The sequence below is a fragment of the Herbaspirillum lusitanum genome (assembly GCF_046025995.1).
Lineage (GTDB): Bacteria > Pseudomonadota > Gammaproteobacteria > Burkholderiales > Burkholderiaceae_D > Herbaspirillum > Herbaspirillum lusitanum_A.
In genome coordinates, this window is record NZ_JAQQFM010000007.1 from 158,631 (window position 1) to 183,140 (window position 24,510).

Here is a 24,510-nt window from a genome sequence, read left to right on the forward strand (position 1 = left end):
CCGTCATTCTATAGTGATACGCGCTGCCGTAACAGGAATCGAAATACGCAGCAGTGTGCCGCCCTCGGGCGTGCTGTCGAGTTCAAGTTGACCTGCCAGGCCTCGTACTCTTTCACGCATGTTGCGCATGCCATGTCCCGCCGCCTGCGGCTCGCTGGCATCGAAGCCGCGACCATCGTCGGCGATGCTCAATATCATTTGCTGATCGATCTGCTGCAGACGTATCGATGCTGAAGTGGCCTGCGCGTGGCGGGCGATATTGTTGAGCGCCTCGCGCGCCACCCGGTACAGCGAAATGGCCTGAAAGTCGTCGATGCTGCTGGTACTCCGGCTTGCTTCGTCGCACTCGCAGGCGCAGGGCAATCCGGTTTGTTTGGCATGACTTTTTGCCAGCCACTCCAGGGCGTCGGCAATGCCGTATTCCAGAATGGGCGGATGCAGATCATCAATGATGCGATGCATGGTGCTGCCGGCGTCGTCAACCAGCGAAGTCGCATACTCCGCCTGTCGCCGCAGGCTGGCATTGGTGGCGCCGGCCTTGATCTTTTCGTCGAGCCCGGCGACTGCCATGCGGATGGCGGTCAGATGGGCGCCGAGTTCGTCGTGCAGATCGCGCGCAATGCGGGCGCGCTCGGATTCTTTCACTTGCTCTCGCAAGCGTTCGTTCACGCAACTCAGCGGCGCTTGTAGCGGCGACACCGACTGCAGTTGAGGGGAGGGGGCATGCTGTATTGCGCTCTGATTCTTCATGGTTGTTTCAGAAAAGGCTTGAACGTTACTGATGCAGATACTTGTCAGTGCAGAAAAATTCCTTCATTGCAGCTGCCGGTATTGCAAATTGTGGCGTCGGTGCGCGCAACAATAGGGCAAGGAAAAAATATGGGAGAAATTTTAAATCGGCTCTTCCATTATCCATAAAACCGGTGCTATAATCTTGTTTTTCGCGGCTGTAGCTCAGCTGGATAGAGTACTTGGCTACGAACCAAGGGGTCGTGGGTTCGATTCCTGCCAGCCGCACCAGATATAAAGGGTCCATCGCAAGATGGGCCCTTTTTTCTTTTGTGCGGCGAAAATGCCTGATGATTTATAGCCATCCTTGGCCTTGATCAAATTCGGTTTGTGCATGGCGCTTCACACTATCTGTCGGTTGTCGGTCGGTGCTTCAAGCTGTATCTGCTGCCGTTACCGGCGATCGGTTTCTCGCCGCACAGGCCTCGATTCACGCATCCCTCGTTCGCTGCGAATCATTGTGACCGCCCGCCAGTGCAAACCAGGCATCCACCTCGCGCCAAACAGAAAACGAGCTTCGCACGGCAATCTGGCAAAGCTCGTTTCATTCAATCCTTGTTGTCGATATCGCCGATAGCTCGGTTGCTATCGGCTTACCGGATTACAGACTTTTCATCTGCATGGTGCAAGGATCAGAATTGCTCCCACGAACCGGCGTCATCGGCATCCGGCATTTTTTTTGCGACAGCCGGTTTGGCGGCCGTTGCAGGCTGGCTGGCTTTCTTCTGCGGCAGGGCGGACGGGCGCGGTGTGACATCAATGGTGTGCTTGATGCTTGTGGCGCGTGCCGCCATGGCCGGTGCTGCAGTAGTCAGCGAGCTGCTGCTGAGCTTGAAGATGCCCACGGTTTCAGAAAGTCGGCCGGCCTGATCCTGCAAGGATTGTGCGGCAGCTGCCGCTTCTTCCACCAGCGCCGCATTCTGCTGCGTCACCTCGTCCATCTGCGTGATCGCCTGATTGATCTGTTCGATGCCCGAGCTTTGCTCCTGGCTGGCGGCACTGATCTCGCCGACGATATCTGTCACGCGCCTCACGCTTGCCACCACTTCGCTCATGGTGGTGCCGGCCTGTTCCACCAGCTTGCTGCCGACGTCAACCTGTGCCACCGAGCTTTCGATCAAGCCCTTGATTTCCTTGGCCGCCGCCGCCGAGCGCTGCGCCAGCGAACGCACTTCCGAGGCCACTACCGCAAAACCGCGTCCTTGTTCACCGGCGCGTGCTGCTTCCACAGCGGCGTTCAGCGCAAGGATATTGGTCTGGAAGGCGATGCCGTCGATCACTGCGATGATGTCGACGATCTTGCGCGAAGAGTCGTTGATCGAGCCCATGGTGTTGACCACTTTGCTGACTACATCGCCACCCTCGATCGCTACTTGCGAGGCCGAGACCGCAAGCTGATTGGCCTGGCGCGCATTGTCGGCATTCTGCTTCACGGTCGATGTCAGTTCTTCCATGGCGGACGCGGTTTCCTCGAGTGAGCCGGCCTGTTGCTCGGTGCGTGAGGACAGATCCAGATTGCCGGTAGCGATTTCGGTTGAGGCGGTGGCAATCGTGTCAGTGCCGACGCGCACTTCCCGGACGATGCGCAAGAGGCTGTCGTTCATGCTCTTGAGCGCCATCAGCAATTGGCCTGCTTCGTCTTTGCTGGAGGCTTGAATATCTGCCGTCAGGTCGCCGTCGGCGACGCGTTGCGCCACCGAAACCGCGTCGTTCAGCGGGCGCGAAATCACGCGCGAGATCCACACCGCCAGCAGCATCGCCGCAGCGATACAGGAGGCCACGGTGATGGAAATCCACAGGCGGGCGCTGCTGAAGATTTCATCTGCGCTGCGATTGGAGACTTCAGCGCCCTTGTCGTTGACATGAATCAGCTGATCAAGCTGCGCCAGCACCTGCCGGTAAAGTCGAGTCGATTCGCCACGCTGTGTGGTGCGCGCTTCCTGATCTTTCTCCGCTGCGGACAACGCCAATACTTTCTTGTTTTCCGAGAGGAAAATATCAATCGACTTGGCGATTTCCGGATACAAGGCCTTTTCTTCCGGTTCTGAAATCTGCGTGACGTAATCAGCTTGATGTTGCTGAAGCGTTGCGATTTGCTTGTTCAGACTTTGCTCGATTTCTCCTCTTTCCTTGGCATCTGTCGCCAGGATGTGCTGCATCTGAAAGCTGCGGATGCGCGCCAGCGTCAACTCAATTCGCGACAGCGTTCGAATACTCGGCAGCCAGTTGGTTGAGATATCAGTCGAGGCCGAGTTGACCTTGTCCAGCTGGCGGATCGAAAAGACGCCGAGCCCGAGCACCATGAGGGCCACCACCATAAAGCTGGAAATCAGCTTCCTGGAAATTTTCAGATCGTAGAACCATTTCATTTTTATTCCCCTTCGTGGTTGAGTCTTGGTGGCCTTGAGTGGAGGCGCTGCCTTAAATCATTGCAATAAATGCAATCAAATTATATTGCAAAAAAGTTAATTAAATTCGAGTTTCTTTCTATGTTTTCCGCTGTTTCCTGCCGCGCTCACATGCAGCGTCAATGCCGGATTTCTCATCAAACGGGCTTGCCAGCAGGACATATCGGCAAGGGCCCCGATCATCTGACGGATCTCTTTCTTCTCCCTCGAAAAAACGAAGCATAGAAATTGCATTGAGACGAACGACTAGAGATGTTGTCTTCAGAATAAGCTCAAGCGAATGCGGGCGATATCGGGATTTTCCTTGTGGCCTTATGGAAAGGTCCTGCCAGGAGCGCTTCGTGACCGGGGGGAGTGGCGTAGAGCTGCTAAAAGAGATTTCTTACGGGGTGATTACAAAAATGATTCTTTCAGGAAGCGTTGCGACAGAATTGGCGCAAACCTGCATGCTCACGCCCATATCAATTTCTTGAATGGCTGATATGCGTTAATAATATTACAGCGGCCTGATTTACTAAATTGCTTTGAGGCTATATTGCGCAGGTAAGCAAAAGTTACGTTCGAGACCAAGTCGAAATCAACGAACGGGCTTCGCCAAAAACTAGTGCAATGGGGGGCTCTTATGAGCATGAAGCAGCGCACGGGCAAGAAAGCATTGGTCATCGGCGGTGGGGCGCCGAATTCAACTCTGATCGCCGGCGCACTGGCGGCTTTCCTTGAGGAGGGCATAGAGTTCGATGTGATTTCAGCATCGGGAGCAGGTGTGCTGATGGGCTTGCTTTACACCGCGCCGCGCGATTGTTCGCCGCGTGAAGCGCTGATGCGCTGGGCCGAGGTGGGCGTGGCCGACAGCATCTACAAACTCTTTCCGGTGAACTACAAGGTCTTCAAAAAACCGGGGCGCGATGCCGAGACCTATCGCGGCGCGCTGGCGCCGATGCCGGCCATGCCGCAGATGGGCGGGAATCCTTTTGTGGATATTTTCACCAAACAATTTGCCGATGCTTCGGGCGCATGGAACGACTGGATGCATCTGATGGTGTCGGCCTTGTCGCCGTCTGACTTGTCTTCCAAAAGTCTGGGGCTGTGCGCACATCTGCCTTTCCTCGAGCAATCGATAGACTTCGAGGCTGTGCCGCGCATGCGCCCGGAGTTCTATCTGAACGCCTACAACGTCAATCAGCACCGCATGCAGATCTGGGGCAAGAACGAGATTGAGCCGCAACACGTGCGTGCCGCGCTGTCGTTTCCTTTTCTCTATGCGCCGACCGAAATCGGCGGCGAGGATTTCATCGAAGGCGCCGCACTTGAAACATTGAATCTGACGCCTTTCATGCCGGGTCCGGATGGCGAAAAGCCGTTGCACGATGAAATCGAAACGCTGATCGTGCTGGACATCCTCGGCGAGGACAGACTGATCCGCAAACCACGCAATCTGTACGATGCCTGGGTACGTTCGATGATCACGCCGCTGGTCAAGATTTCCAAAAACGAGATGCGTCTGTTTGAACTCGAGCACAACATCGACCCGGCCACCGGCAAGCGGCGCCGCGACATTCTCAAGGTCGATCTGATGGGCGGGGTGCCCGACGAACATTGGCCGCAAGTGCTGGACTGGTCTTCTTCCAACATGCAGTTGCTGTTCGATGTCGGCTACAAGGCCGGACTGGATTTCTGTCGGCAACACCGTGAGCAGTTGGCAGAGGCCGAAGAGATATCGCCACTGGCAGCCTGAGTGCATGTATCGCAGAGCACGACGAAAACGTTATCGAAAAAACGATCGCAACGAGCCTGGACTTATCGCTTTTCTTTCGGTTTTCAGTGTATTGATTTGTAGTAATCGTCCTCTTTGTCGCAAATAAAATCGCAACACCTCTGCAGCAAATAAAAACAAAACTCTGACGTGAAAAAGGGCCGGAACGGGTTCCGGATTTCGCCCCAAACTTTTATGGATGCAAACACATTATGACGATCACCAAGCGCCTTATTTTTACCTTGTCGACCGCGCTGCTGGCTCTACTGTTCGTTGGTGTTGACGGACTGATTCAACTGCAGCGTGCTCAGCAGCGACTGGACACCATTCAAAATCGCATCATTCCGAGCATCGAAGGCTTGAATGCAGCCAAGGGCTTTCTGGCGGATACGCGTCTGGCCGGTTATCGCTTTTCAGTCTTTTCCAACCTGAGCGACAAGGCCGATCTGGAGAAGGCCGTGGTCGCCGCCAACAAGGCCTTCGATGATGAAGTTGCCAAGTACGAACGCGAGCGCATTTACGACGCGACCGATCGCAAGATGCTGGAAGCTGATCGCGCCAACATGGAGGTCTATCGCAAGGCGCTGGTGCCGTTCTTCGATGCGGCGCGCAGCGGCGACATGGATGGTGTGCGCGCCACACTGCTGGCCGGAACTCCGCTGGCGCTGGGCGCTGCCGGCGTGAAGAAGGGCATCGATGAACATATCGCCTATAACGGCAAGCTGATCCAGAACGTGCGTGCCGAGAGCGACGCGGCCTACGACTTTGCATTCAAGAGCATGCTGGCAGTGATCGTGGTGGCTTTGCTGCTGACCAGTGTGCTGGCATGGCAGTTGTATCGCACCATCAGCCGCTCGCTGAGCAAGATTCAGACGACGTTCGAACAGGTCAGCCAGACGCTGGATTTGTCTAAGCCTATCCCGGTCGAACGCATGGATGAAATTGGCCGTACCGCAACCGCTTTCAACAAGCTGCTGGCACGTATCGTCGACGTGGTCTCGACCGCGCGCGTGTCGACCGATTCGGTCAGTGTGGCGGCGCGTCAGATCGCGGCAGGCAATGCCGATCTTTCGTCGCGCACGGAACAGCAGGCGGCTGCGCTGGAAGAAAGCGCCTCCAGTCTGGAACAACTGACTTCGGCGGTGAAGCAGAACACGGAAAATGCGCGTCAGGCCAATCAACTGGCGCTGTCGGCTTCGGATATCGCATCGCAAGGCGGTGACGTGGTGCGCCAGGTGGTCACCACCATGAGCTCCATCAATGAATCCTCACGGAAGATTGTCGACATCATTGCGGTGATCGACGGCATCGCCTTCCAGACCAATATCCTGGCGCTGAATGCGGCAGTGGAAGCGGCACGCGCCGGTGAGCAAGGCCGCGGTTTCGCGGTGGTGGCTTCCGAGGTGCGCAATCTGGCACAACGGTCGGCGGCTGCTGCCAAGGAAATCAAGGGCCTGATCGATGACTCCGTGGAAAAGGTCGGCACCGGCAGCAAGCTGGTTGAGCAAGCCGGTACCACCATGAGCGACATCGTCGACAGTGTGCAACGGGTAACGCAAATCGTCGGCGAAATCGCTGCTGCCAGCGAAGAGCAAAGCGGCGGAATTTCGCAGGTGAATCAGGCGGTGTCGCAGATGGATGAGACCACCCAGCAAAATGCGGCGCTGGTTGAAGAGGCCGCTGCCGCAGCTGCCGCCTTGCAGCAGCAAGCCGAAACGCTGGCGCAGGTGGTCAGCGTGTTCAAGCTGGACAACACCCGCATCGGTCACAGCTCGGCCATCGCGCCATCGCAACGTGCGACCATTGACATCACGCCGTCCGGCGGGCGCATCGGCAATCAGCCCCCCGTCAAACGCAAGCAGCTCGAGCATGAGATGGAGGAGTTCTGAGTTCGGAGCATCGGCCAGCGGCCAAGTCAGGCAGCCTTGAGCGCGACTATCTGACTGTTTTATAAGCCGGGCCGCGGCGGCGATTCAGCATTCGATAGCGTTCATCCGCGCGCATGTGGATTTTGCAAGAATGGAAAAGGGCTTGTCATCGGCAAGCCCTTTTTGTTTCTTTCGCGCTTTTCCCCGTTTGACGCAGATGCCCGCCGGGTACATCCCGCATTGGCGGCCGACTGCGGGTATGGGGAAGACAGTCTGAATCGGCCTACCGATTTCTCACAATTGCATTCAGGCAGGTTTCTGCAAGCGCCCTCTGAAGATGTTACAATTAATGCTAATCATTATCATTTGATTGACCAGGAGAAAACCAAGATGATGGGTATCAAAAAACTCGTGATTGCAACTGCTTTGCTGGCAGGAACAGCCGGCATCGCCATGGCGGCCGAATATCCGATCGGCAAGCCGCAAATTCTGAACGGCATGGAAGTCAACGCCGTCTATCTGCAGCCGGTGAAGATGGAACCGGACGGCATGATGCGCAAGGCAGAAGAATCCGACATCCACCTGGAAGCTGACATCCGCGCAGTGGCAAAGAATCCTAACGGCTTCGCTGAAGGCGACTGGATGCCTTACCTGGTGATCAAGTATGAACTGAGCAAAGTCGGTTCCAGCAAGTCGATCAAGGGCGACATGATGCCTATGGTGGCCAACGACGGTCCGCACTATGGCGACAACGTCAAGCTGGATGGACCCGGCAAGTACAAGCTGAAGCTGACCATCTCCGCACCGAGCGCCAATGAGCATGCGCACTTCGGTCGCCACGTCGACAAGGAAACCGGCGTCGGTCCATGGTTCAAGACTTTTGAACTGAACTATGACTTTCCATTCGCCGGTATCGGTAAAAAGGGCGGATATTAATCTGTCCTGAGCCGGCATCTCGCCGGCGATCAGATTCAAAAGCCGGCCGCCGCATGACTGCAAAGTCGTCCAGCGGCCGCGATTCGTTATTGAGTTCTGGAGTCAAGAATGTTTTTAGCTAAATTCCGATCGCTGCTTGCCGGCGTCAGCTTGTTGATCGCCGCACCTCTGGTGCTGGCCTCCGAGTTGCCGACCTTCAAACTGGAAATGCAGGATGGCAAGCTGATCCCGCCGCGCATTGAAGTCCCGACCGGGCAGCGTATCAAGATTGAAATTCACAACATCGGCAAGACTGCCGCTGAATTCGAAAGCGTGGAATTGCGCAAGGAAAAAGTACTGGCGCCGGGCGCTCAGTCGTTTGTCGTGATTGCGCCTTTGCGGCCCGGCGAATACAAGTTTTTCGACGACTTTCACTTGAACATGCCGCAAGGCGTGATCGTCGCAAAATAAGCGGCAAAGTAAGCTGAACAGTTCAGCAGGCACGGTTAGGGAAGGGTAGCAATGGGTCAGGTCATGTTTGTGGTGTGGCGCGAAAGCGTCGAGGCTTTATTGGTGGTCGGCATTTTGTATGCGTGGCTGAAAAATGGCGATGCGGCCGCGCGCCGAGGTTTGCCTTATCTGTGGGGCGGCGTGGCGCTCGGCATCTTGCTGGCGGTCGCTCTGGGCGGCGCGCTGCTGGGTTTCAGCGAATTGCTGTCGGGCGATGCGCAGACCTATTTCCAGATCGGCATGGTGCTGGTGGCTGCGGTGCTGATCGTGCAGATGGTGTTCTGGATGCGCAGGCACGGACGCACGCTCAAGAAGGATATGGAAAGCTCGCTGCAATCCAATTACGAAAGCGGTAACTGGTGGGGCGTGCTGATCCTGGTCGCCCTCGCGATTGCGCGTGAAGGCAGCGAAACCGCCGTGTTTCTGTATGGCATCGGTCTCGGTCAGCAAGATGCGAGCACCTCCTCGCTGGTCTTCGCGGGTGTCATCGGTTTTGCGCTGGCGTTCCTGACTTTTTACATCCTGCAACTGGGCGGCAAGATTTTCTCCTGGCGTCGTTTCTTCCAGGTGACCGAAGTCATTCTGCTGCTGCTGGCTGGTGGTTTGCTGTTGACCGGGCTCGAAAAACTGTTTGACGTACTGCTCGAAAGTTCGGACGCGCTGGCTTCTGCCGCCTGGACCATGACCGCAACTGCGCCGGTGTGGGACACCTCGTGGCTGCTTGATGATTCGGCAACTTTCGGCAATCTGGTTTCCACCCTGACAGGCTATCGTGCGCATCCTTCGCTCATGAGTCTGGTGATCTACGTGGTGTATTGGCTCGTGATATTCTTCACGCTTTACAAGAAACCGAAGAAGCAAACTACTTAGTGGATATGAGTACCTCCTCCTGCACGCACACGCAATCCCCGTCTCTGCTGGCGCGTACAGGTGACTGGATGCGCCGCAACGGCGCGTTGATCCGCGGTTTGCAATGGTTCATCGTGGTGGTCTACGCGGTGCTGATTCTGGTGCCGGTGTTTTTGCCGCTCCCCGATGAGACCGCTCATATCTGGTCGAACATGACGCTGATTGCCCAGTTTGCCTTCTGGGGTATCTGGTGGCCTTTCGTGCTGGTCAGCATGGTCTTGATGGGGCGGGTGTGGTGCGGCGTGCTGTGCCCGGAAGGGGCCTTGACCGAATACGTCAGCAAGCACGGCATCGGTCGTGCGATTCCCAAGTGGATGCGCTGGGGCGGCTGGCCTTTCGTGGCTTTCGCGCTGACCACCGTCTACGGCCAGATGGTCAGCGTTTATCAATATCCCAAGGCGGTGTTGCTGGTGCTCGGCGGTTCGACTGTCGGCGCCATGATCGTGGGTTATCTCTACGGTCGCGAAAAGCGTGTCTGGTGCCGCTATCTGTGTCCGGTCAACGGCGTGTTCGGTTTGCTCTCCAAGCTGGCGCCATTCCACTACAAGGTCAATGAAGACGCATGGCGTTCTTCATATCATTCCGAGCACAAGATCATCCCCGTCAACTGCGCGCCGCTGGTGCCGCTGCGCAACATGAAGGGCGCCTCGGATTGCCACATGTGCGGTCGCTGCAGCGGTCACCGTGATGCCATCGAACTGACCTGGCGTCCACCTACTCAGGAAATCGTCACCTTCGGCAAGACCAATAACAGCCTGTGGGAAAGCTCGCTGGTGCTGTACGGCCTGCTGGGTATTGCCATCGGCGCCTTTCACTGGAGCGCCAGCCCCTGGTTCATCCAGATCAAGCAAGCCATCGCGACCTGGCTGATCGACCGCGACATCATGTGGCCGTTCGGCACCCAGGCGCCATGGTGGTTGCTGACCAATTACCCGCAACAGAGCGATGTCTTCACCTGGCTGGATGGCGCGCTGGTGGTCGGCTACATCATGGCCACCGCGCTGGTGCTCGGCACCGGCGTCAGCCTCGCCTTCGCCATCGGCAATCGCATGCTGGGCAAGTGGGAGTGGAGCCGCTTCAACCATCTGGTGCAAGCGCTGATTCCGCTGGCAGGCTGCGGCGTGTTCGTCGGCCTGTCGGCGACTACCATCACGCTGTTGCGTGGCGAGCACTGGCCGGTGGATTGGGCCAATGACGTGCGCGGCGCGCTGCTGTCGATCATGACGCTGTGGAGCGTGTTGCTGGCCTGGCGTGTGGTGAATCGCTATGCCGGTTCGCTGCTGCACAGGATTGCGGTCATGCTGCCGCTGCTGGCCGGGCTGGCGCTGGTCAACTATGCCTGGCTGCTGATGTTCTGGTTGTGGTGATTTCTTCCGTACCGGTGGCTTGATTACTTGCGCCTTGCACCTGGGGCGCGGAACGATGAAGTCAGCCCGGGGCAACTGAGCAGGCAGCTTTGCCTCACGAGATTTCTTTGTATTGATGAAGCCATTTGATGCTGATTGCCCGGCAACGAATGGCTTTTTCAATAGTAGCCTCGATCAGGCTTAACAGCCATTGCACAGCCTCCCGCAATCAGGCATGTCGGTCGCCGCTGATCCTCAGAATGAAGTTTGAGGAAACTCCGCGTATCCGCAAACACCGACCGGCTCCGCCGAATTCGGCACCGCTATCGCAACTCCACATTCCCTTGCCCGGCAATTCCACCGACTCGCGTAAAATGACGCCTTTTGCAAACAGGCCGGCTGCCTCTCAAGGTGCCGGGCGGAAAATCAGATATGGCGCGCCCTCGTTTCTTACCCGATAACATGACCCTGATGCTGATCGCCGTGGTGGCGACGGCGACCGTGCTGCCCTGTACCGGGCAGACTGCAGTGGCCTTCGACTGGCTGACCACGCTGATGATAGGCCTGCTGTTCTTCATGCACGGCGCCAAATTGTCGCGCGAGGCAGTGGTGGCCGGCATGACGCACTGGCGCCTGCATCTGACGATACTGCTGTGCACCTTCGCCATCTTTCCGCTGATCGGTCTGGCGCTCAAGCCGCTGCTGACCATGTTCATCACGCCGGAGCTGTATCTGGGCATACTGTTTCTGTGTGTGCTGCCGTCTACCGTCCAATCCTCGATTGCCTTCACTTCGGTGGCGCGCGGCAACGTGCCGGCGGCGATCTGCGCGGCTTCGGCCTCTAATCTGATCGGCATTTTCCTCACGCCGGTATTGGTCGGACTGATCGTGGTGGCGCACAGCGCGGGCCATTCTTCGCTGGACTCCATTCTCAAGATCGTCTACCAACTCCTGCTGCCGTTCGTCGCCGGCCAGATCGTGCGGCCGTGGATCGGCGCCTGGATCGACCGCAACAAATCCTGGCTGCGTTTCGTCGATCAGAGTTCGGTGCTGCTGGTGGTCTACGTCGCCTTCAGCGAAGCGGTGAATCAAGGCCTGTGGCATCAGGTGCCGCCCAGCATGCTGCTCAGCGTGATTGTGATCAATGCCTTGCTGCTAGCCGTGATCATGTGCCTTACCGTGTTCGGCAGCCGGCGTATGGGGTTTTCCAAGGAAGACGAAATCACCATCGTCTTTTGCGGATCGAAGAAGAGCATGGCCAGCGGCGTGCCCATGGCCAAGGTCTTGTTTGCCAGCGGCTCCATCGGCATGATCATGCTGCCGCTGATGCTGTTCCACCAGATTCAGCTGATGGTGTGCGCGGTGATGGCGCAGCGCTACGCCAAACGCATGCAGGAGGCCTCAGTCAAGGCCGAGATTGGCGCCGGTTCCTGATGGCATAACGGTGTGCCCAAAAAAAGCGTCCTTGAAGGACGCTTTTTTATGCGTGCTCCGCCACCATCAAGGCGCCGGATTGGGCTGATCCTTGTGAATGGCATCGATGCCGGCAATGACTTCATCGCTCAGCGTCAGCGCGAGGCTGTCGAGATTGCTGCGCAACTGATCCAGCGTGGTGGCGCCGATGATGTTGGAACTCAGGAAAGGGCGGCTGTTGACGTAGGCCAGCGCCATCTGCGCAGGATCCAGGCCATGCTGGCGCGCCAGTCCGACGTAGGCGGCGGTGGCGCGTTCAGCCTGCGGATTGGTATAGCGAACGAAGCGTTCAAACAAAGTCAGACGGCCATCGGCGGGGCGCGCGCCGTTCAGGTATTTGCCCGACAGCATGCCGAAAGCCAGCGGCGAATAGGCCAGCAGGCCGACCTGCTCACGATGTGCGAATTCAGCCAGATTGATTTCAAAGCTGCGGTTCAGCAGGTTGTAGGGATTCTGTATGGTCACCACGCGTTCCAGACCATGCTGCACGGCCGCGCGCAGGAACTGCGCCACGCCCCACGAAGTTTCGTTCGACAAGCCGATGTGACGGATCTTGCCGGCCTTGACGAATTCCGACAGCACCTTCAGCGTCTCTTCAATCGGCACGGTGATTTCATCTGCGACGTGCTGATAGCTCAGTTGCCCGAAACTGTTCACGCTGCGATCCGGCCAATGCAACTGATACAGATCGACGTGATCCAGTTGCAGCCGTTCCAGACTGCCGTGCAGCGCATCGGTCAGACCCTTGCGATCCAGATCGTTGATGCCGCCGCGAATGTGACGCGGGTTGTGCGGCTTGCGTGCCGGGCCTGTGCATTTGGTGGCGATCAGCAGACGTTCACGCATACCCGACTTCTTCAGCCAGGTGCCGAGGTAGCGTTCGCTCAGCCCCTGCGTTTCCGCTTTGGGTGGCACCGGATACATTTCAGCGACGTCGATCAGATTGATGCCGCGCTCGACTGCCAGATCAAGTTGCGAATGGGCTTCGGCCTCGGTGTTCTGCTGACCCCAGGTCATGGTGCCGAGCGTGATCAGGCTGACCTTGAGATCAGTGCGGCCGAGTGGACGGTATTGCATGCGGTTCTCCTTTATTGGTTTGGCAGCGCAAGAACGCTTGGATATGGATCCGGAGCTGGATGAGCAGCCGACTTGCGCGAGATGCAGTAGTATATCTGCCCATGCCGGCGGCTGCAGGCGACGCGGCTGATACTAAGCTGAAGTTCAAGGTTCACGCCTGAAGCTTGACGCGCGGTACGTCGTTTGCAGTGCAGAAGAATTCTCGTCGGCACGGCAGCGCAATCGAAGCACCACCAGCATCACGCAAGAAAAAATAAACGTCGGGCAAACAAGGCCGGACAATTACAGTCGGCGCAGCAGCAGCAGCAGCAGCAGCAGCAGCAGCAGCAGCAGCAGCAGCAGCAGCAGCAGCAGCAGCAGCAGCCGACGCTACGCCACACACTGCAGCATCTGATCAACCTAGTCACCGAGCATCGGGTTTCATGTCATCCACATCTCCGTCCGCCGCCGAGAGCGCCGGGCAACTCCTGCGCCATCATCCGGCCTTCCTTCTGTTCTGGCTCGCCAGCGTCGCTTCCACCATTGCTCTGCAGATGCAGATTGTCGCAGTCGGCTGGCAGGTCTATCAACTGACGCACAGCGCCTTCGATCTCGGCATCGTCGGGCTGGTGCAATTCATTCCCTCGCTGGTCCTGGTGTTTGTGGTCGGCCATGTCGCCGATCGTTACGACCGGCGCAATGTGGCGCGCTTCAGTGCCCTGGTGGAGGCGCTGGCCTCGGCGCTGCTGGCGATCGGCAGCCTCGGTGGCTGGCTCAATCGGGAAATGATTTTTGCCATCGTGTTCATCATCGGCGCCGGCCGCGCCTTCAGCAAGCCGACCATGCAAGCCATGCTGCCGGGTCTGATGCCGCCTTCGTTATTGCCGCGCGCAGTGGCCGGCTCGGCGTCCGCCACGCAAGTCGCCATCATCATAGGCCCGGCGATCGGCGGCTTTCTTTACGTGCTCGGACCGCAGACCGTGTACATCAGCAGTTGCGTGCTGTTCGGTCTGTGCAGTCTGTTGCTGTCGCTGATCAAGCTGCCGCCGGCTGCCGCCCTGCGCGGCAAGGTCAACGGCGCCAGCCTGTCTTCGGTGTTCGCCGGGCTTGCCTTCATCCGCAGCAAGCCGGCCATTTTCGGCGCGATCTCGCTCGACATGTTCGCGGTCTTGCTGGGCGGCGCCACCGCCCTGTTGCCGGTGTATGCGCACGATATTCTGCAGACCGATTCGGTCGGCCTCGGCCTGCTGCGTTCTGCGCCCGCAGTCGGCGCGCTGGCGGTGGCACTGTTTCTGGCGCGGCATCCGTTGCGCGGCCGCGTGGGCCGCACCATGTTCATCGCAGTCGGCATCTTCGGCGTGTCGACCATCGTGTTCGGTCTGTCGCATTCTTTTGTGCTGTCGCTGCTGGCCCTGGCGGTGCTGGGCGCCTCCGACATGATCAGCGTGGTGGTGCGCTCCAGCTTCGTGCAGCTGGAGACGCCGGATGAAATGCGCGGTCGCGTTAGCGCCGTGAATTCGGTCTTCATCGGCACCTCGAATCAACTGGGGGAATTTGAATCCGGCCTCACTGCAGCATGGTTCGGCGCGATGCCGGCGGTACTGATCGGCGGCATCGGCACCTTGCTGGTGGTGTTCCTGTGGGTGCGCCTGTTTCCGCAGTTGTACCGGGTCGACAGGTTGGCGCCGCCCAAGACCAAATAGATGATTGAAGAGCGCCGCACGGAAGGGATTCAGATTTGTGCGGCGTTTTTATTTCGTCGTTTCCATCGCTTATTTTTCGGCAGCGCCACCCGCCAGCCTTGGCGTGATGCCGGGCAAACGACCGCCGGCCTCCGACATGACCACCGGGCAGTTGACGATGATCCCGGTCTTGTCGATGCGGACATCGCCGGCTTCTTCCGCCGCCAGCACTTCTTCTTCCGACTTCAGTAGGCGCGGACTGCTTTTGCCGAGCCAGGTCACCTTGTGCAACTGCCATAGCGGCGAATAGTTGCTGTTGGCATTGGCCTTGCCGGTCGGTTCCGGCATCGACGGCAACACGCCGCCCTGACGAAAATTGGTGAAAGCATAGATACGCTCGACCGCGCTTTTGCGTCCCGGCATCGGAGGGCCGTCGGGGATGGCGTTGGCCAGTCGCGGTACGTAATTGGCGCCCATGTCGGCGGCGGCCTGAGCGTCGGACACATCGGTCGTGATGTAGCGCACCACCTTGCCTTCATGCCAGCCGGAGATCAAGGGCAATTGCACCAGATCGATCGTCTGCGCGGCGCCGCCTGCGGCGGCTTGCGCGTTGTTGAAAGCAGTTGCCGTCAACGCCCAGAGCATGCAGAGCAGGGCAGCATGGCGCAGTTGTTTGAAGATGCGCCCAGAAGATGTGGCGGCGATGGATGAACTTGCTGCTGGCATGAATGACTCCGTGGTTGATCGGCATGAACGCAAAACCCGCGATGAGCTTTGGTCGCAGCGAAGCGCGGCAATCTTACAAAGAGGCCGTTTTCATATTCAATTCAGCGTGGAGCGCATGGCTCGCGGCGTGGTCGCCGCGCTCCTGCACGCGGTTGAACGGTTGAAGCCTGACGCGCTTCACAGCACTGCTTGCGGCGCCGCCTGCTGGTGCTGCAGCATCAACAGAAACTGGCCGTAAGGCACCGGGCGGCTGAAGTAATAGCCCTGATATTCGTCGGAACCGAAATGCTGCAGCGCCATCAGTTGCTTCTCGGTTTCCACGCCCTCGGTCACCACTTTCAGATTCAGTGCATGCGCCATCGCGATGATGGCCTGCACGATGGCGCTGCTGTTGGCGTCGTGTGGGATATCGTTGATGAAGGACTTGTCTATTTTCAGCGTATCGACAGGGAAGCGCTTCAGATACGCCAGCGACGAATAGCCGGTGCCGAAGTCGTCCATGGAAATCGTGAAGCCGGCGGCGCGTATGCCGTCCATGGTCAGCATGGCCTGATCGCGGTTATGCATCACCATGCTCTCGGTGATTTCAAATTCCAGCGTCGAGGTCGGCGTGCCATGCTGCTGCACCACCTGCATGATGTCCTGCAGCAGATTGCTGTCGCTGAACTGGCTGCCGGTCAGGTTGATCGAGATGCGGCCGAACTCCATCTGTTGCGCCAGCAGATCGCCGACGTCGCCGCAGGTGATATCCAGCACTTCCAGACCGATCTGATCGATCAGACCGGTTTCTTCCGCCAGCGTGATGAACTCGCCCGGCGGCAATAGTCCGCGCACCGGATGCTGCCAGCGCACCAGCGCTTCGGCGCCGACGATGCGTGAATTCTTCAGATTGACCTTGGGCTGGTAATGCACCACGAATTCCTGACGCTCGATGGCGCGCCGCAGTTCGGCTTCCAGCGCAATCCGTTCCACCGTATTGGTGTTGACCTCGTCGGAGAAGAAACGGTAATCGTCCTTGCCGTGATGCTTGGCGCGGTACATGGCGATGTCGGCATTCTTGATCAGCGCCTGCGCGTTGTCGCCATCACCCGGGTAGGTCGCAATGCCGATGCTGGTGCTCAGTTGCGACTCCTGGCCGTTGATTTGGAAGGGCTTGCGTGCTTCGCTCAGCAGCTTCTGCGCAATCTCGCCGAGTTGCAGCGGGTCGTCGAAATCATCCACCAGCACGATGAACTCATCGCCGCCCACGCGCGCCAGAATATCCAGTTCGCGCAGGCAGGAGCGGAAGCGCAGCGCAATCTCGCGCAACAGCGCTTCGCCGGCTTCGTGGCCGAAGGTATCGTTGATGTTCTTGAAACGATCCAGGTCCAGCAGAAACACCGCCACCATGCCGTCGCGATGCTCGGCATGCGTGAGCGCATTGGTGATGTGCTGGGTGCACAGGAAGCGATTGGGCAGACCGGTCAGTTCATCGTAATGCGCCAGATGGCGGATGTGTTCATCGGCCTTGCGGCTCTCGATGGCGACGCTGGCCAGATCGGCGGCGACGCCGGCCAGATGCATGTATTCATCGCTGGGGAGATGGTTTTCCTTCAGCAGCGCCGAGAACACGCCGAGAATCTGACCTTCCTTGCCGACGATCGGCCACGCGCCGCATGAAGGGTAGGTATCCAGATCGATCAGGTCGCGTACATTCGCCAGCGCCGGATCGCTGCCGATGTCCTGCGCCATGTAGGGGCGGCGGCGCAGAATGGCTTCGCTGGCGACGCCGTTGCCGTGTTTGACCTCGATACCCTGAAAGCGTCGCACTACCTGGTCGGGATGGCGATTGCTCATGATCGAGGCGAAGTGCGTATTGTGTTCGTTGAGCAGCACGATGGCGCAGGCGCTGCCGGGAATCTGCAGGTCGGTGAACATGATGATTTCGCGCAGGATACTGTCCAGCTCCTGGCCGCTCATGACCATGTGCAGGATGCGGTTCTGTTCGTTCTGCAGCACCTCGGCGCGTTTGCGCGCACTGATGTCGCGCAGGATCGCGAAGATCGCATAGCCCTTGTCGAGCTCGGCGCGATTCATGGTGACGTCGGTGTGGATCAGCTTGTGCTGCCGCACCGTCACCCATTCGAACTGCTGCGGCTGACCGGCCAGCGCCTTGGCCAGCAATTCGTCGATGTTGGGTTGTTCCACGTGCATGGACTTCTGGCGCGAGAACAGGCCGACCCGGCGACCGATGATGCGGCTCTTGTCGGACACGCCGAAGAAGCCGAGCGCGGCAGCATTGCAGTCCAGATATTTCAGATCGGCCGAGATCAGGACGATGGGATCATTCCCTTCTTCATACAGCTTGCGATAGCGATATTCACTGACCGTCAACGCGCTGTCGATTTTCTTTTGATGGCGGTAATAGATCAGGAAAGCGATCAGCGCAAACATGATGGCACCCAGAATTCCGGTCGACAACAGGATGCGATTTTCGGTACGGCTGCGCCATGGTTTGAGGACATCTTCCATGCGCCTTGCATACACACCCAGCATCGGCGAATCGGGAATGCGTCGGTACGCGAACAGCAAGCGTTCGCCGGTCAGGTAGGAGATTTCCTCGAAGGCGCCTTCTTCGGCCCCGGCGCGTATCCGCAGCATGCTTTTGGCATTTTTCAGATTGGTGTTGAGCCAGCTCTCCTGAAACGGCGAACGAATCATCAGCGAGCCGTCTTCATTGCGCAGCGAGACGATTGCTTCGTAATTGGTGATGCGCTTGTAGAAGTCGAAGAAGTAAGACACTTTCAGTTCTGCCACCAGCATGCCGATGGGGCGTGCAGTGCGGTCGTACAGATGCAGCGCCACCGGCAGCACCAGCTCCTGGTTATAGCTGCTGCGGATGATGCTGCCGACGAAGTAGTGCGGTTGTGAGGGATTGGCATCGACCGATTTCAACTGCAGATCGCCCGGTTCGATTCCGGGCCCGCCCGCCCGCAACGAAGTGGCGCGTGTGATACCGCCGGCGTCGACGTAACGCAGCGATTGCACGTGGATGATTTTCTGCTTTTCGCTGCTCAGCAGATCAAAAAGGCGCGTGTCGCTGTCGAGCAATCCGCGATCCCCATTCTGCATGCGCATGCTGGTCGATTGCAGCATCTGATTGATATCGCGCAATATGCGTTCGGCGTGTTCAGCCACGCTGCGCGCTGCGACCAGCGAGCTGCGTTCTTCGGCCTCGATGGTCAGCAGACGATCCTGACGAATTTCCCACCAGGTCTGCGCCACGATGATAGTGCCGATAAAGCCGACGAAGATGAGCAGGGTCCGCAGAGTACTCGTCGCCCGTCCGACTGTATTTTTCTGTTTACCCATTAGCCGATATTAATGACAAGCACTCTTAATGCAGCTGCGCCGCAACCCCATGAAGGCGCGCAAAGGCGCCATCCCTGTAGGACCTGAGTTCGAAATCCGTTAAATCGATGTTTTTATTGCTGTTTGTATAAGGGACTGCGAATGCAAGTCTGTTTATTTTCTGAACTGTCCTGTTGATCTGATTCCGCCGGATTCTGCTGTCACGGCCTGGCTTCCCTTGTCGCCGATACAATTTCACGCTTCGCAAAACCGGAGGACAGTGATTTCCCGCGCATGTCTCTCTACAGTCTTTACGACCCACTTATTATTTTCATCTTGTCAGTGCCAACCTTACCGCAAGCCATTTGCTTTGTCATCTTCGCGTGACTGAAGAGTGAGACATCACTGTGCAGGAGCAACTTGCTCTGCGCATGAATTTTCATCACCGCTCAATTCTTCCCGGCAATGCGATAATAGCGCACCGTGCATGGGCAATTCACCTGTAAAAACATTCAGCGGAGGGCCGGATCGCTTGCCGTGTCACGGCAATTTCCACAGGCCCCCAGATGAGAGATATCGGCACACTTGTGCATATCTTTAGCGCTCTCGCGCAATATAGATCGAATTGCGGCGCTGGCGGCGGAGGCAATATTTCCATGGGGTAATTGTGCTCCGATCATTCCCACCATCATGACAAGGATCACACAGACATGAAGACAAAAGCAGCGGTAGCCTGGCAAGCCGGCAAGCCATTGACGATTGAAGAAGTAGAACTGGGCGGCCCCAAGGCCGGTGAAGTTCTGGTCGAAATCAAAGCCACCGGCATTTGCCACACCGACTACTACACACTGTCGGGCGCCGATCCGGAAGGAATCTTCCCGGCAATTCTCGGACACGAAGGCGCAGGCGTGGTGGTTGATGTCGGCCCCGGCGTCAAGTCGCTGAAGAAAGACGATCACGTCATTCCGCTCTACACGCCGGAATGCCGCGAGTGCAAATTCTGCCTCTCGCAAAAGACCAATCTGTGCCAGGCGATCCGCTCGACCCAGGGGCGTGGTCTGATGCCGGATGCCACCAGCCGTTTCTCGCTGGACGGCAAGCCGCTGTTCCACTACATGGGCACATCGACGTTTTCCAATTACATCGTGGTGCCTGAAATCGCGCTGGCCAAGATCCGTTCCGACGCGCCTTTCGACAAGGTCTGCTACATCGGTTGCGGCGTGACTACCGGCGTCGGCGCGGTGCTGTTTACCGCCAAGGTGGAGGCGGGCGCCAATGTGGTGGTATTCGGCCTCGGCGGCATTGGTCTGAACGTGATTCAGGCCGCCAAAATGGTGGGCGCCAACAAGATCATCGGCGTCGATCTTAATCCGGGCCGCGAAGCGATGGCGCGCAAGTTCGGCATGACCGACTTCATCAATCCCAAGGAGGTGGGCAATGTGGTTGATGCCATCATCGGTCTGACCGATGGCGGCGCCGATTACAGCTTCGAGTGCATCGGCAATACCACCACCATGCGCCAGTCGCTGGAATGCTGTCACAAGGGCTGGGGCCAGTCGATCATCATCGGCGTGGCGGCAGCCGGCCAGGAAATCAGCACCCGTCCGTTCCAGCTGGTCACCGGCCGGGTCTGGAAGGGGTCCGCTTTCGGCGGTGCGCGTGGTCGTACCGACGTGCCCAAGATCGTGGACTGGTACATGGAAGGCAAACTCAACATCGATGATCTGATCACCCACAAGTTGCCGCTGGAGCGTATCAACGAGGGCTTCGATCTGATGAAGAGCGGCGAGTCCATCCGTTCCGTGGTCGAGTTTTAAGCAAAGGGTCCTCAATGTCCGCATTGATCGAAAAACTCAGTGAACATGGCTGCTTCGGCGGCGTGCAGGGCTTTTATCAGCACGCATCGGCAGAGATCGGCTTGCCCATGCGTTTTTCGGTGTTCCGGCCGCAGCGCGCGGTGGCCGGCGAGAAATTGCCTGTGTTGTTCTATCTGGCCGGACTGACCTGTACGGAAGAAACCTTCATGACCAAGGGCGGGGCTCAGCGTCTGGCGGCCGAACTGGGTCTGATTCTGGTGTCGCCGGATACCAGCCCGCGCGGCGCAGGTATCGCCGGCGAAAGCGATAGCTGGGATTTCGGCGTCGGTGCCGGTTTTTATCTGGATGCCACGCAGGCGCCCTGGAGCAAGCATTACCGCATGTATTCCTATGTGGTCAATGAGTTGCGCCAGGCGGTGCTGGACGAGTTTTCGGGCGACGCCCAGCGCATCGGCATCTTCGGTCATTCGATGGGGGGGCATGGTGCGCTGACGCTGGCCCTGCGCAATCCCGGCGTCTATCGTTCGGTGTCGGCGTTCGCGCCGATTGCCGCACCTTCGCAATGTCCGTGGGGGCACAAGGCCTTTGGCAATTATCTGGGGGCGGATCAGTCTGCCTGGCTGCAATACGATGCCAGCGAATTGATGAAGGGCCTGCGCACGCCGTATCCGCAGGGCATCCTGATTGATCAGGGACTGAGCGACAAATTCCTGGCGGAGCAATTGTTGCCGGAGCAGTTTGAACTTGCCTGCAAGCAGGCCAAGCAGCCGCTCACCGTGCGCCGTCATGCAGGCTATGACCACGGCTATTACTTCATCTCGACCTTCATGGAAGATCATCTGCGCTTCCACCACGGCATTCTGGCGGATTGATCTGCAGCTGGATTGTGCCCCCGCCGGGGCAAAGAAAAAGGCGCTGTTCCTGAATGGAACAGCGCCTTTTTTCATGGCGCGGACGATTGACTATCGGTGTTGCCTTTTTGGATGAGCGTCAATAGGGATAGGGCCTGGCAAAACCTTGCGGCTTAGTGTGCACCTGCCGCTTCTGCACTGCCTGCGCCGCCTTTCGATGGCTTGATGATCCAGATCAGCGGAATGATCACGATGAATATCACCGCCGAAATCCAGAAGATATCGTTGATGCCCAGCATCGCCGCCTGCGCGGTGATGTTGCGTTCGATCATGCCGGTGGTCTGCTCCTGATTCAGTCCGAGCAGGCTGCTGATGTTGTTGAAGCTCTGCTGCAGCCAGGGACTGTAAGGCGTGGCATGTTCGGTCAGCTGCGCATGGTGAACGATGGTACGGTTGTTCCAGGCAGTGGTCGCAACCGAGGTGCCGATGGCGCCGCAGAACACCCGCACGAAGCTCGACAGACCGGCAGCGGCCGGAATACGTTCCGGCGGCAGGCCGGACAGCAGCAGCACCGTCAGCGGCACGAAGAACATTGCGGTCGGAATACCCTGCAGCAGAGTCGGCAGAATCACCGTCCACTGATCCACTTCCAGGTTGTAGCGCGAGCGCAGCCAGAACACCCCGGCGAAGCAGACGAAGGAGGCGGTGGCGACCTTGCGTGCATCCATGGACGGCAGGAAGCGGCCGATCAGCGGCATCAGAATCACCGCGAAAATCCCGATCGGCGCGGTCGACAAACCGGAGTCGATGGAGCGGTAGCCGAGATACTGTTGCAGCCATTGCGGCAGCAGCACCAGATTGCCGAAGAACACGCCGTAGCCGATGGAAATGGCAATCGTGCCGCCGAAGAAATTACGCCGGCCGAACAGGCGCAGATCGACCACCGGATGATCGTTGTTCAACTCCCAGATCACGAAGTAGGCGAAGGCGACTGCGGCGATGATGCCCAGCGTGATGATCACCGGCGAGGCGAACCAGTCCAGATCCTTGCCCTTGTCGAGCATGATCTGGAACGCCGCCACCCAAGTCACCAGCAGCGCCAGTCCGACGCCGTCGATCGGCAGTTTGCGGGTCGGCGTTTCGCGCGTGCGGTAGATCGACATCGTCAGGCCGGCAGCGATCAGGCCGACCGGGATGTTGATGTAGAAAATCCAGGGCCATTTATAGGCGTCGGTGATCCAGCCGCCCAGCGCCGGCCCGGCCACCGGCGCCACCACCGCCGTCATGCCCCATAGCGCCAGCGCAAACGAGGATTTGGATTTGGGATAGGCGCCCAGCAGCAGCGACTGCGACAGCGGCACCATCGGCCCTGCCACCAGGCCTTGCAGTACGCGTGCCGCCAGCAGAATCGGCAGAGTAGGGGCCAGGCCGCACATCCACGACGCCAGCACGAACAGCATGATGGACGTCACGAACAGGCGCACCGCGCCGACCCGTTGCGTCAGCCAGCCGGTCAGCGGGATCGAGATCGCGTTGGCGGCGGCAAAGGAAGTGATGACCCAGGTGCCTTCATCGATGGACACGCCGAGGTCGCCGGAAATGGTCGGGATGGCCACGTTCGCGATCGACGAGTCGAGCACGTTCATGAACACCGCCAGCGACACCGAGAGGGTGCCGAGCACCAGCGCGCCGCCTTTCAGCGGCGGTGGCGGAGTGTATTGAGGGCTAGTCGCCATAAATGCTTACATCCGATCGATATATCAGGTATCAGGTATGCGGGACCATGATGGCAGCCGCCTTCTTCTTGGCAGGCGCCAGGCCGCTGGCGTTGTCGGAGATGATGCGCTCGACGATTTCATCGGCCTGCTTGCCCAGATCGTTGTAGACATTGGTCTGGTAATCGGTGACCGGAGCCTGATCCAGGGCCTTGCCGTCGCCGTGGATATCAACCGTGGCAGTGGTCGACAGACCCACGCGCAGCGGATGCGCGCGCACCTGTTCCGGGTCCAGCGCGATGCGCACCGGCACGCGTTGCACCACCTTGATCCAGTTGCCGGTGGCGTTCTGTGCAGGCAGCAGCGAGAAAGCGCCGCCGGTGCCGGCCGAGAAGCCGACGATGGTGCCCTTGTACTTCACGTCGGAACCGTAGACGTCGGCAATCACTTCCACCGGTTGGCCGATGCGGATGTGGCGCAGCTGGCTTTCCTTGAAGTTGGCGTCGATCCAGATCTGTTCCAGCGGCACGATGGCCATCAGCGGGCTGCCGGCGGTGATGCGCTGGCCGACCTGCACCGAACGCTTGGAGACGAAGCCGGACAACGGCGCCACCACGTTCACGCGGGCATAGTTCAGATAGGCGTTACGCAATTGCGCGGCGGCCTGCAACACATTCGGATGCTCGGTCACGCTGGTGTGATCGGTCAGCGCGCGGTTCGCGGCCAGGGCTGCGCGGGTCTGATCGAGTGCCGCGCCGGCGCTCTTCAATGCATCCTGCGCATGCGACACGTCTTCCTGCGACACTGCACCGGAAGCCAGACCGGCCTGACGACGCTTCATGTCGTCGCGGGCGCGCGCCAGATTCGATTCGGCCGCCGCCACGTTGGCTGCCAGCGTGTCGTTGTTGAGGAACATCTGACGGGTCTGACGCACCGCTTGCGCCAGTGCTGCTTCAGTCTGCGCCAACGCCACCTTGGTGTCGGCCGAATCCAGCGTCACCAGTTGCTGACCGGCCTTGACCACCTGCGTATCGTCAGCCTTGACTGCCGTCACGGTGCCGCCGACCTGGGCTGAAATCTGCACCACATTGCCGCCGACATAGGCGTCGTCGGTTTCTTCGTAGAAGCGTGCATGCAGGAACCAGTAAAGGCCCAGCAGCACGCCGATGATGATGATCACCAGCGTCAGCATCAGCAGCTGGAATTTGCGCTTGCCGTTGCCCTTTCCATTACCGTTGCCGTTCTGAGCCGGAGCGGCCGGCGCGCTTTGGGTATTGCTATCACTCATGAAATTACTCCGTATATTCGCGTATGTTTTTTGTCGTAACTATCGGCGTCGCCGCCGGCATTGCCGAGCGGCGG

At 58.6% G+C, this 24,510-nt stretch carries 17 protein-coding genes and 1 tRNA gene; 11 read left to right on the plus strand and 7 right to left on the minus strand.

What is annotated here, in order from left to right; genetic code table 11:
- Positions 1-3: 3 nt before the first annotated feature.
- Positions 4-750, minus strand: coding sequence for a sensor histidine kinase (locus PQR62_RS16625; RefSeq protein ID WP_408159103.1), 747 nt, complete (start codon positions 748-750; stop codon positions 4-6).
- A 193-nt stretch (positions 751-943) separates the two neighbouring features.
- On the opposite strand from PQR62_RS16625, the gene PQR62_RS16630 reads away from it, so the two are divergent.
- Positions 944-1,020 (plus strand) — tRNA-Arg (locus tag PQR62_RS16630).
- A gap of 401 nt (positions 1,021-1,421) precedes the next feature.
- Here PQR62_RS16630 and PQR62_RS16635 read toward each other — a convergent pair.
- Complete coding sequence (locus PQR62_RS16635; RefSeq protein WP_408159104.1) at positions 1,422-3,158, minus strand: methyl-accepting chemotaxis protein; 1,737 nt, start codon at positions 3,156-3,158, stop codon at positions 1,422-1,424.
- A 661-nt stretch (positions 3,159-3,819) separates the two neighbouring features.
- On the opposite strand from PQR62_RS16635, the gene PQR62_RS16640 reads away from it, so the two are divergent.
- From PQR62_RS16640 to PQR62_RS16670, 7 genes are all read left to right on the plus strand, one after another.
- Positions 3,820-4,932, plus strand: a complete 1,113-nt coding sequence (locus PQR62_RS16640) for a patatin-like phospholipase family protein (protein ID WP_408159105.1) — start codon at positions 3,820-3,822, stop codon at positions 4,930-4,932.
- 230 nt (positions 4,933-5,162) lie between these two features.
- Positions 5,163-6,839: a methyl-accepting chemotaxis protein gene (locus PQR62_RS16645; RefSeq protein ID WP_408159107.1), complete on the plus strand. Its 1,677-nt coding sequence runs from the start codon at positions 5,163-5,165 to the stop codon at positions 6,837-6,839.
- Between the two features lie 369 nt (positions 6,840-7,208).
- On the plus strand, positions 7,209-7,754 hold the full coding sequence (locus tag PQR62_RS16650; RefSeq protein ID WP_408159108.1) for an iron transporter: 546 nt from the start codon (positions 7,209-7,211) through the stop codon (positions 7,752-7,754).
- A 108-nt stretch (positions 7,755-7,862) separates the two neighbouring features.
- Positions 7,863-8,204, plus strand: coding sequence for a cupredoxin domain-containing protein (locus PQR62_RS16655; protein ID WP_408159109.1), 342 nt, complete (start codon positions 7,863-7,865; stop codon positions 8,202-8,204).
- 51 nt (positions 8,205-8,255) lie between these two features.
- Positions 8,256-9,113: an FTR1 family iron permease gene (locus PQR62_RS16660; protein WP_408159110.1), complete on the plus strand. Its 858-nt coding sequence runs from the start codon at positions 8,256-8,258 to the stop codon at positions 9,111-9,113.
- Positions 9,114-9,181: 68 nt separating this feature from the next.
- Positions 9,182-10,519 (plus strand): 4Fe-4S binding protein, encoded by a 1,338-nt coding sequence (locus PQR62_RS16665; protein ID WP_408159371.1) that lies wholly within the window; start codon positions 9,182-9,184, stop codon positions 10,517-10,519.
- A 411-nt stretch (positions 10,520-10,930) separates the two neighbouring features.
- The gene (locus tag PQR62_RS16670) at positions 10,931-11,932 is read left to right on the plus strand and encodes a bile acid:sodium symporter family protein (protein ID WP_408159111.1); all 1,002 of its coding nucleotides are present in this window, start codon (positions 10,931-10,933) and stop codon (positions 11,930-11,932) included.
- Between the two features lie 66 nt (positions 11,933-11,998).
- Here PQR62_RS16670 and PQR62_RS16675 read toward each other — a convergent pair whose 3' ends face one another.
- A complete protein-coding gene (locus PQR62_RS16675) occupies positions 11,999-13,048 on the minus strand; it encodes an NADP(H)-dependent aldo-keto reductase (protein WP_408159112.1) in 1,050 nt (349 codons plus the stop codon).
- Positions 13,049-13,470: 422 nt separating this feature from the next.
- Between PQR62_RS16675 and PQR62_RS16680 the strand changes: the two genes are divergently transcribed.
- Positions 13,471-14,730, plus strand: coding sequence for an MFS transporter (locus PQR62_RS16680; RefSeq protein WP_408159113.1), 1,260 nt, complete (start codon positions 13,471-13,473; stop codon positions 14,728-14,730).
- Between the two features lie 69 nt (positions 14,731-14,799).
- On the opposite strand, the gene PQR62_RS16685 is transcribed toward PQR62_RS16680, so the two are convergent.
- Complete coding sequence (locus tag PQR62_RS16685) at positions 14,800-15,435, minus strand: DUF7482 domain-containing protein (RefSeq protein WP_408159114.1); 636 nt, start codon at positions 15,433-15,435, stop codon at positions 14,800-14,802.
- Positions 15,436-15,612: 177 nt separating this feature from the next.
- Entirely contained in the window at positions 15,613-18,786 is a 3,174-nt protein-coding gene (locus PQR62_RS16690) for an EAL domain-containing protein (RefSeq protein ID WP_408159115.1), read from the minus strand.
- Between the two features lie 689 nt (positions 18,787-19,475).
- Here PQR62_RS16690 and PQR62_RS16695 point away from each other — a divergent pair.
- Together PQR62_RS16695 and fghA are read left to right on the plus strand one after the other, a co-directional pair.
- Positions 19,476-20,582: an S-(hydroxymethyl)glutathione dehydrogenase/class III alcohol dehydrogenase gene (locus PQR62_RS16695; RefSeq protein ID WP_408159116.1), complete on the plus strand. Its 1,107-nt coding sequence runs from the start codon at positions 19,476-19,478 to the stop codon at positions 20,580-20,582.
- A gap of 23 nt (positions 20,583-20,605) precedes the next feature.
- On the plus strand, positions 20,606-21,454 hold the full coding sequence (gene fghA, locus PQR62_RS16700; protein WP_408159372.1) for an S-formylglutathione hydrolase: 849 nt from the start codon (positions 20,606-20,608) through the stop codon (positions 21,452-21,454).
- Between the two features lie 152 nt (positions 21,455-21,606).
- Here the strand turns inward: fghA and PQR62_RS16705 are convergent, their stop codons facing one another.
- Positions 21,607-23,169 (minus strand): DHA2 family efflux MFS transporter permease subunit, encoded by a 1,563-nt coding sequence (locus PQR62_RS16705; RefSeq protein WP_408159117.1) that lies wholly within the window; start codon positions 23,167-23,169, stop codon positions 21,607-21,609.
- A gap of 31 nt (positions 23,170-23,200) precedes the next feature.
- Positions 23,201-24,436, minus strand: a complete 1,236-nt coding sequence (locus PQR62_RS16710) for an HlyD family secretion protein (protein WP_408159118.1) — start codon at positions 24,434-24,436, stop codon at positions 23,201-23,203.
- Positions 24,437-24,510 lie beyond the last annotated feature (74 nt).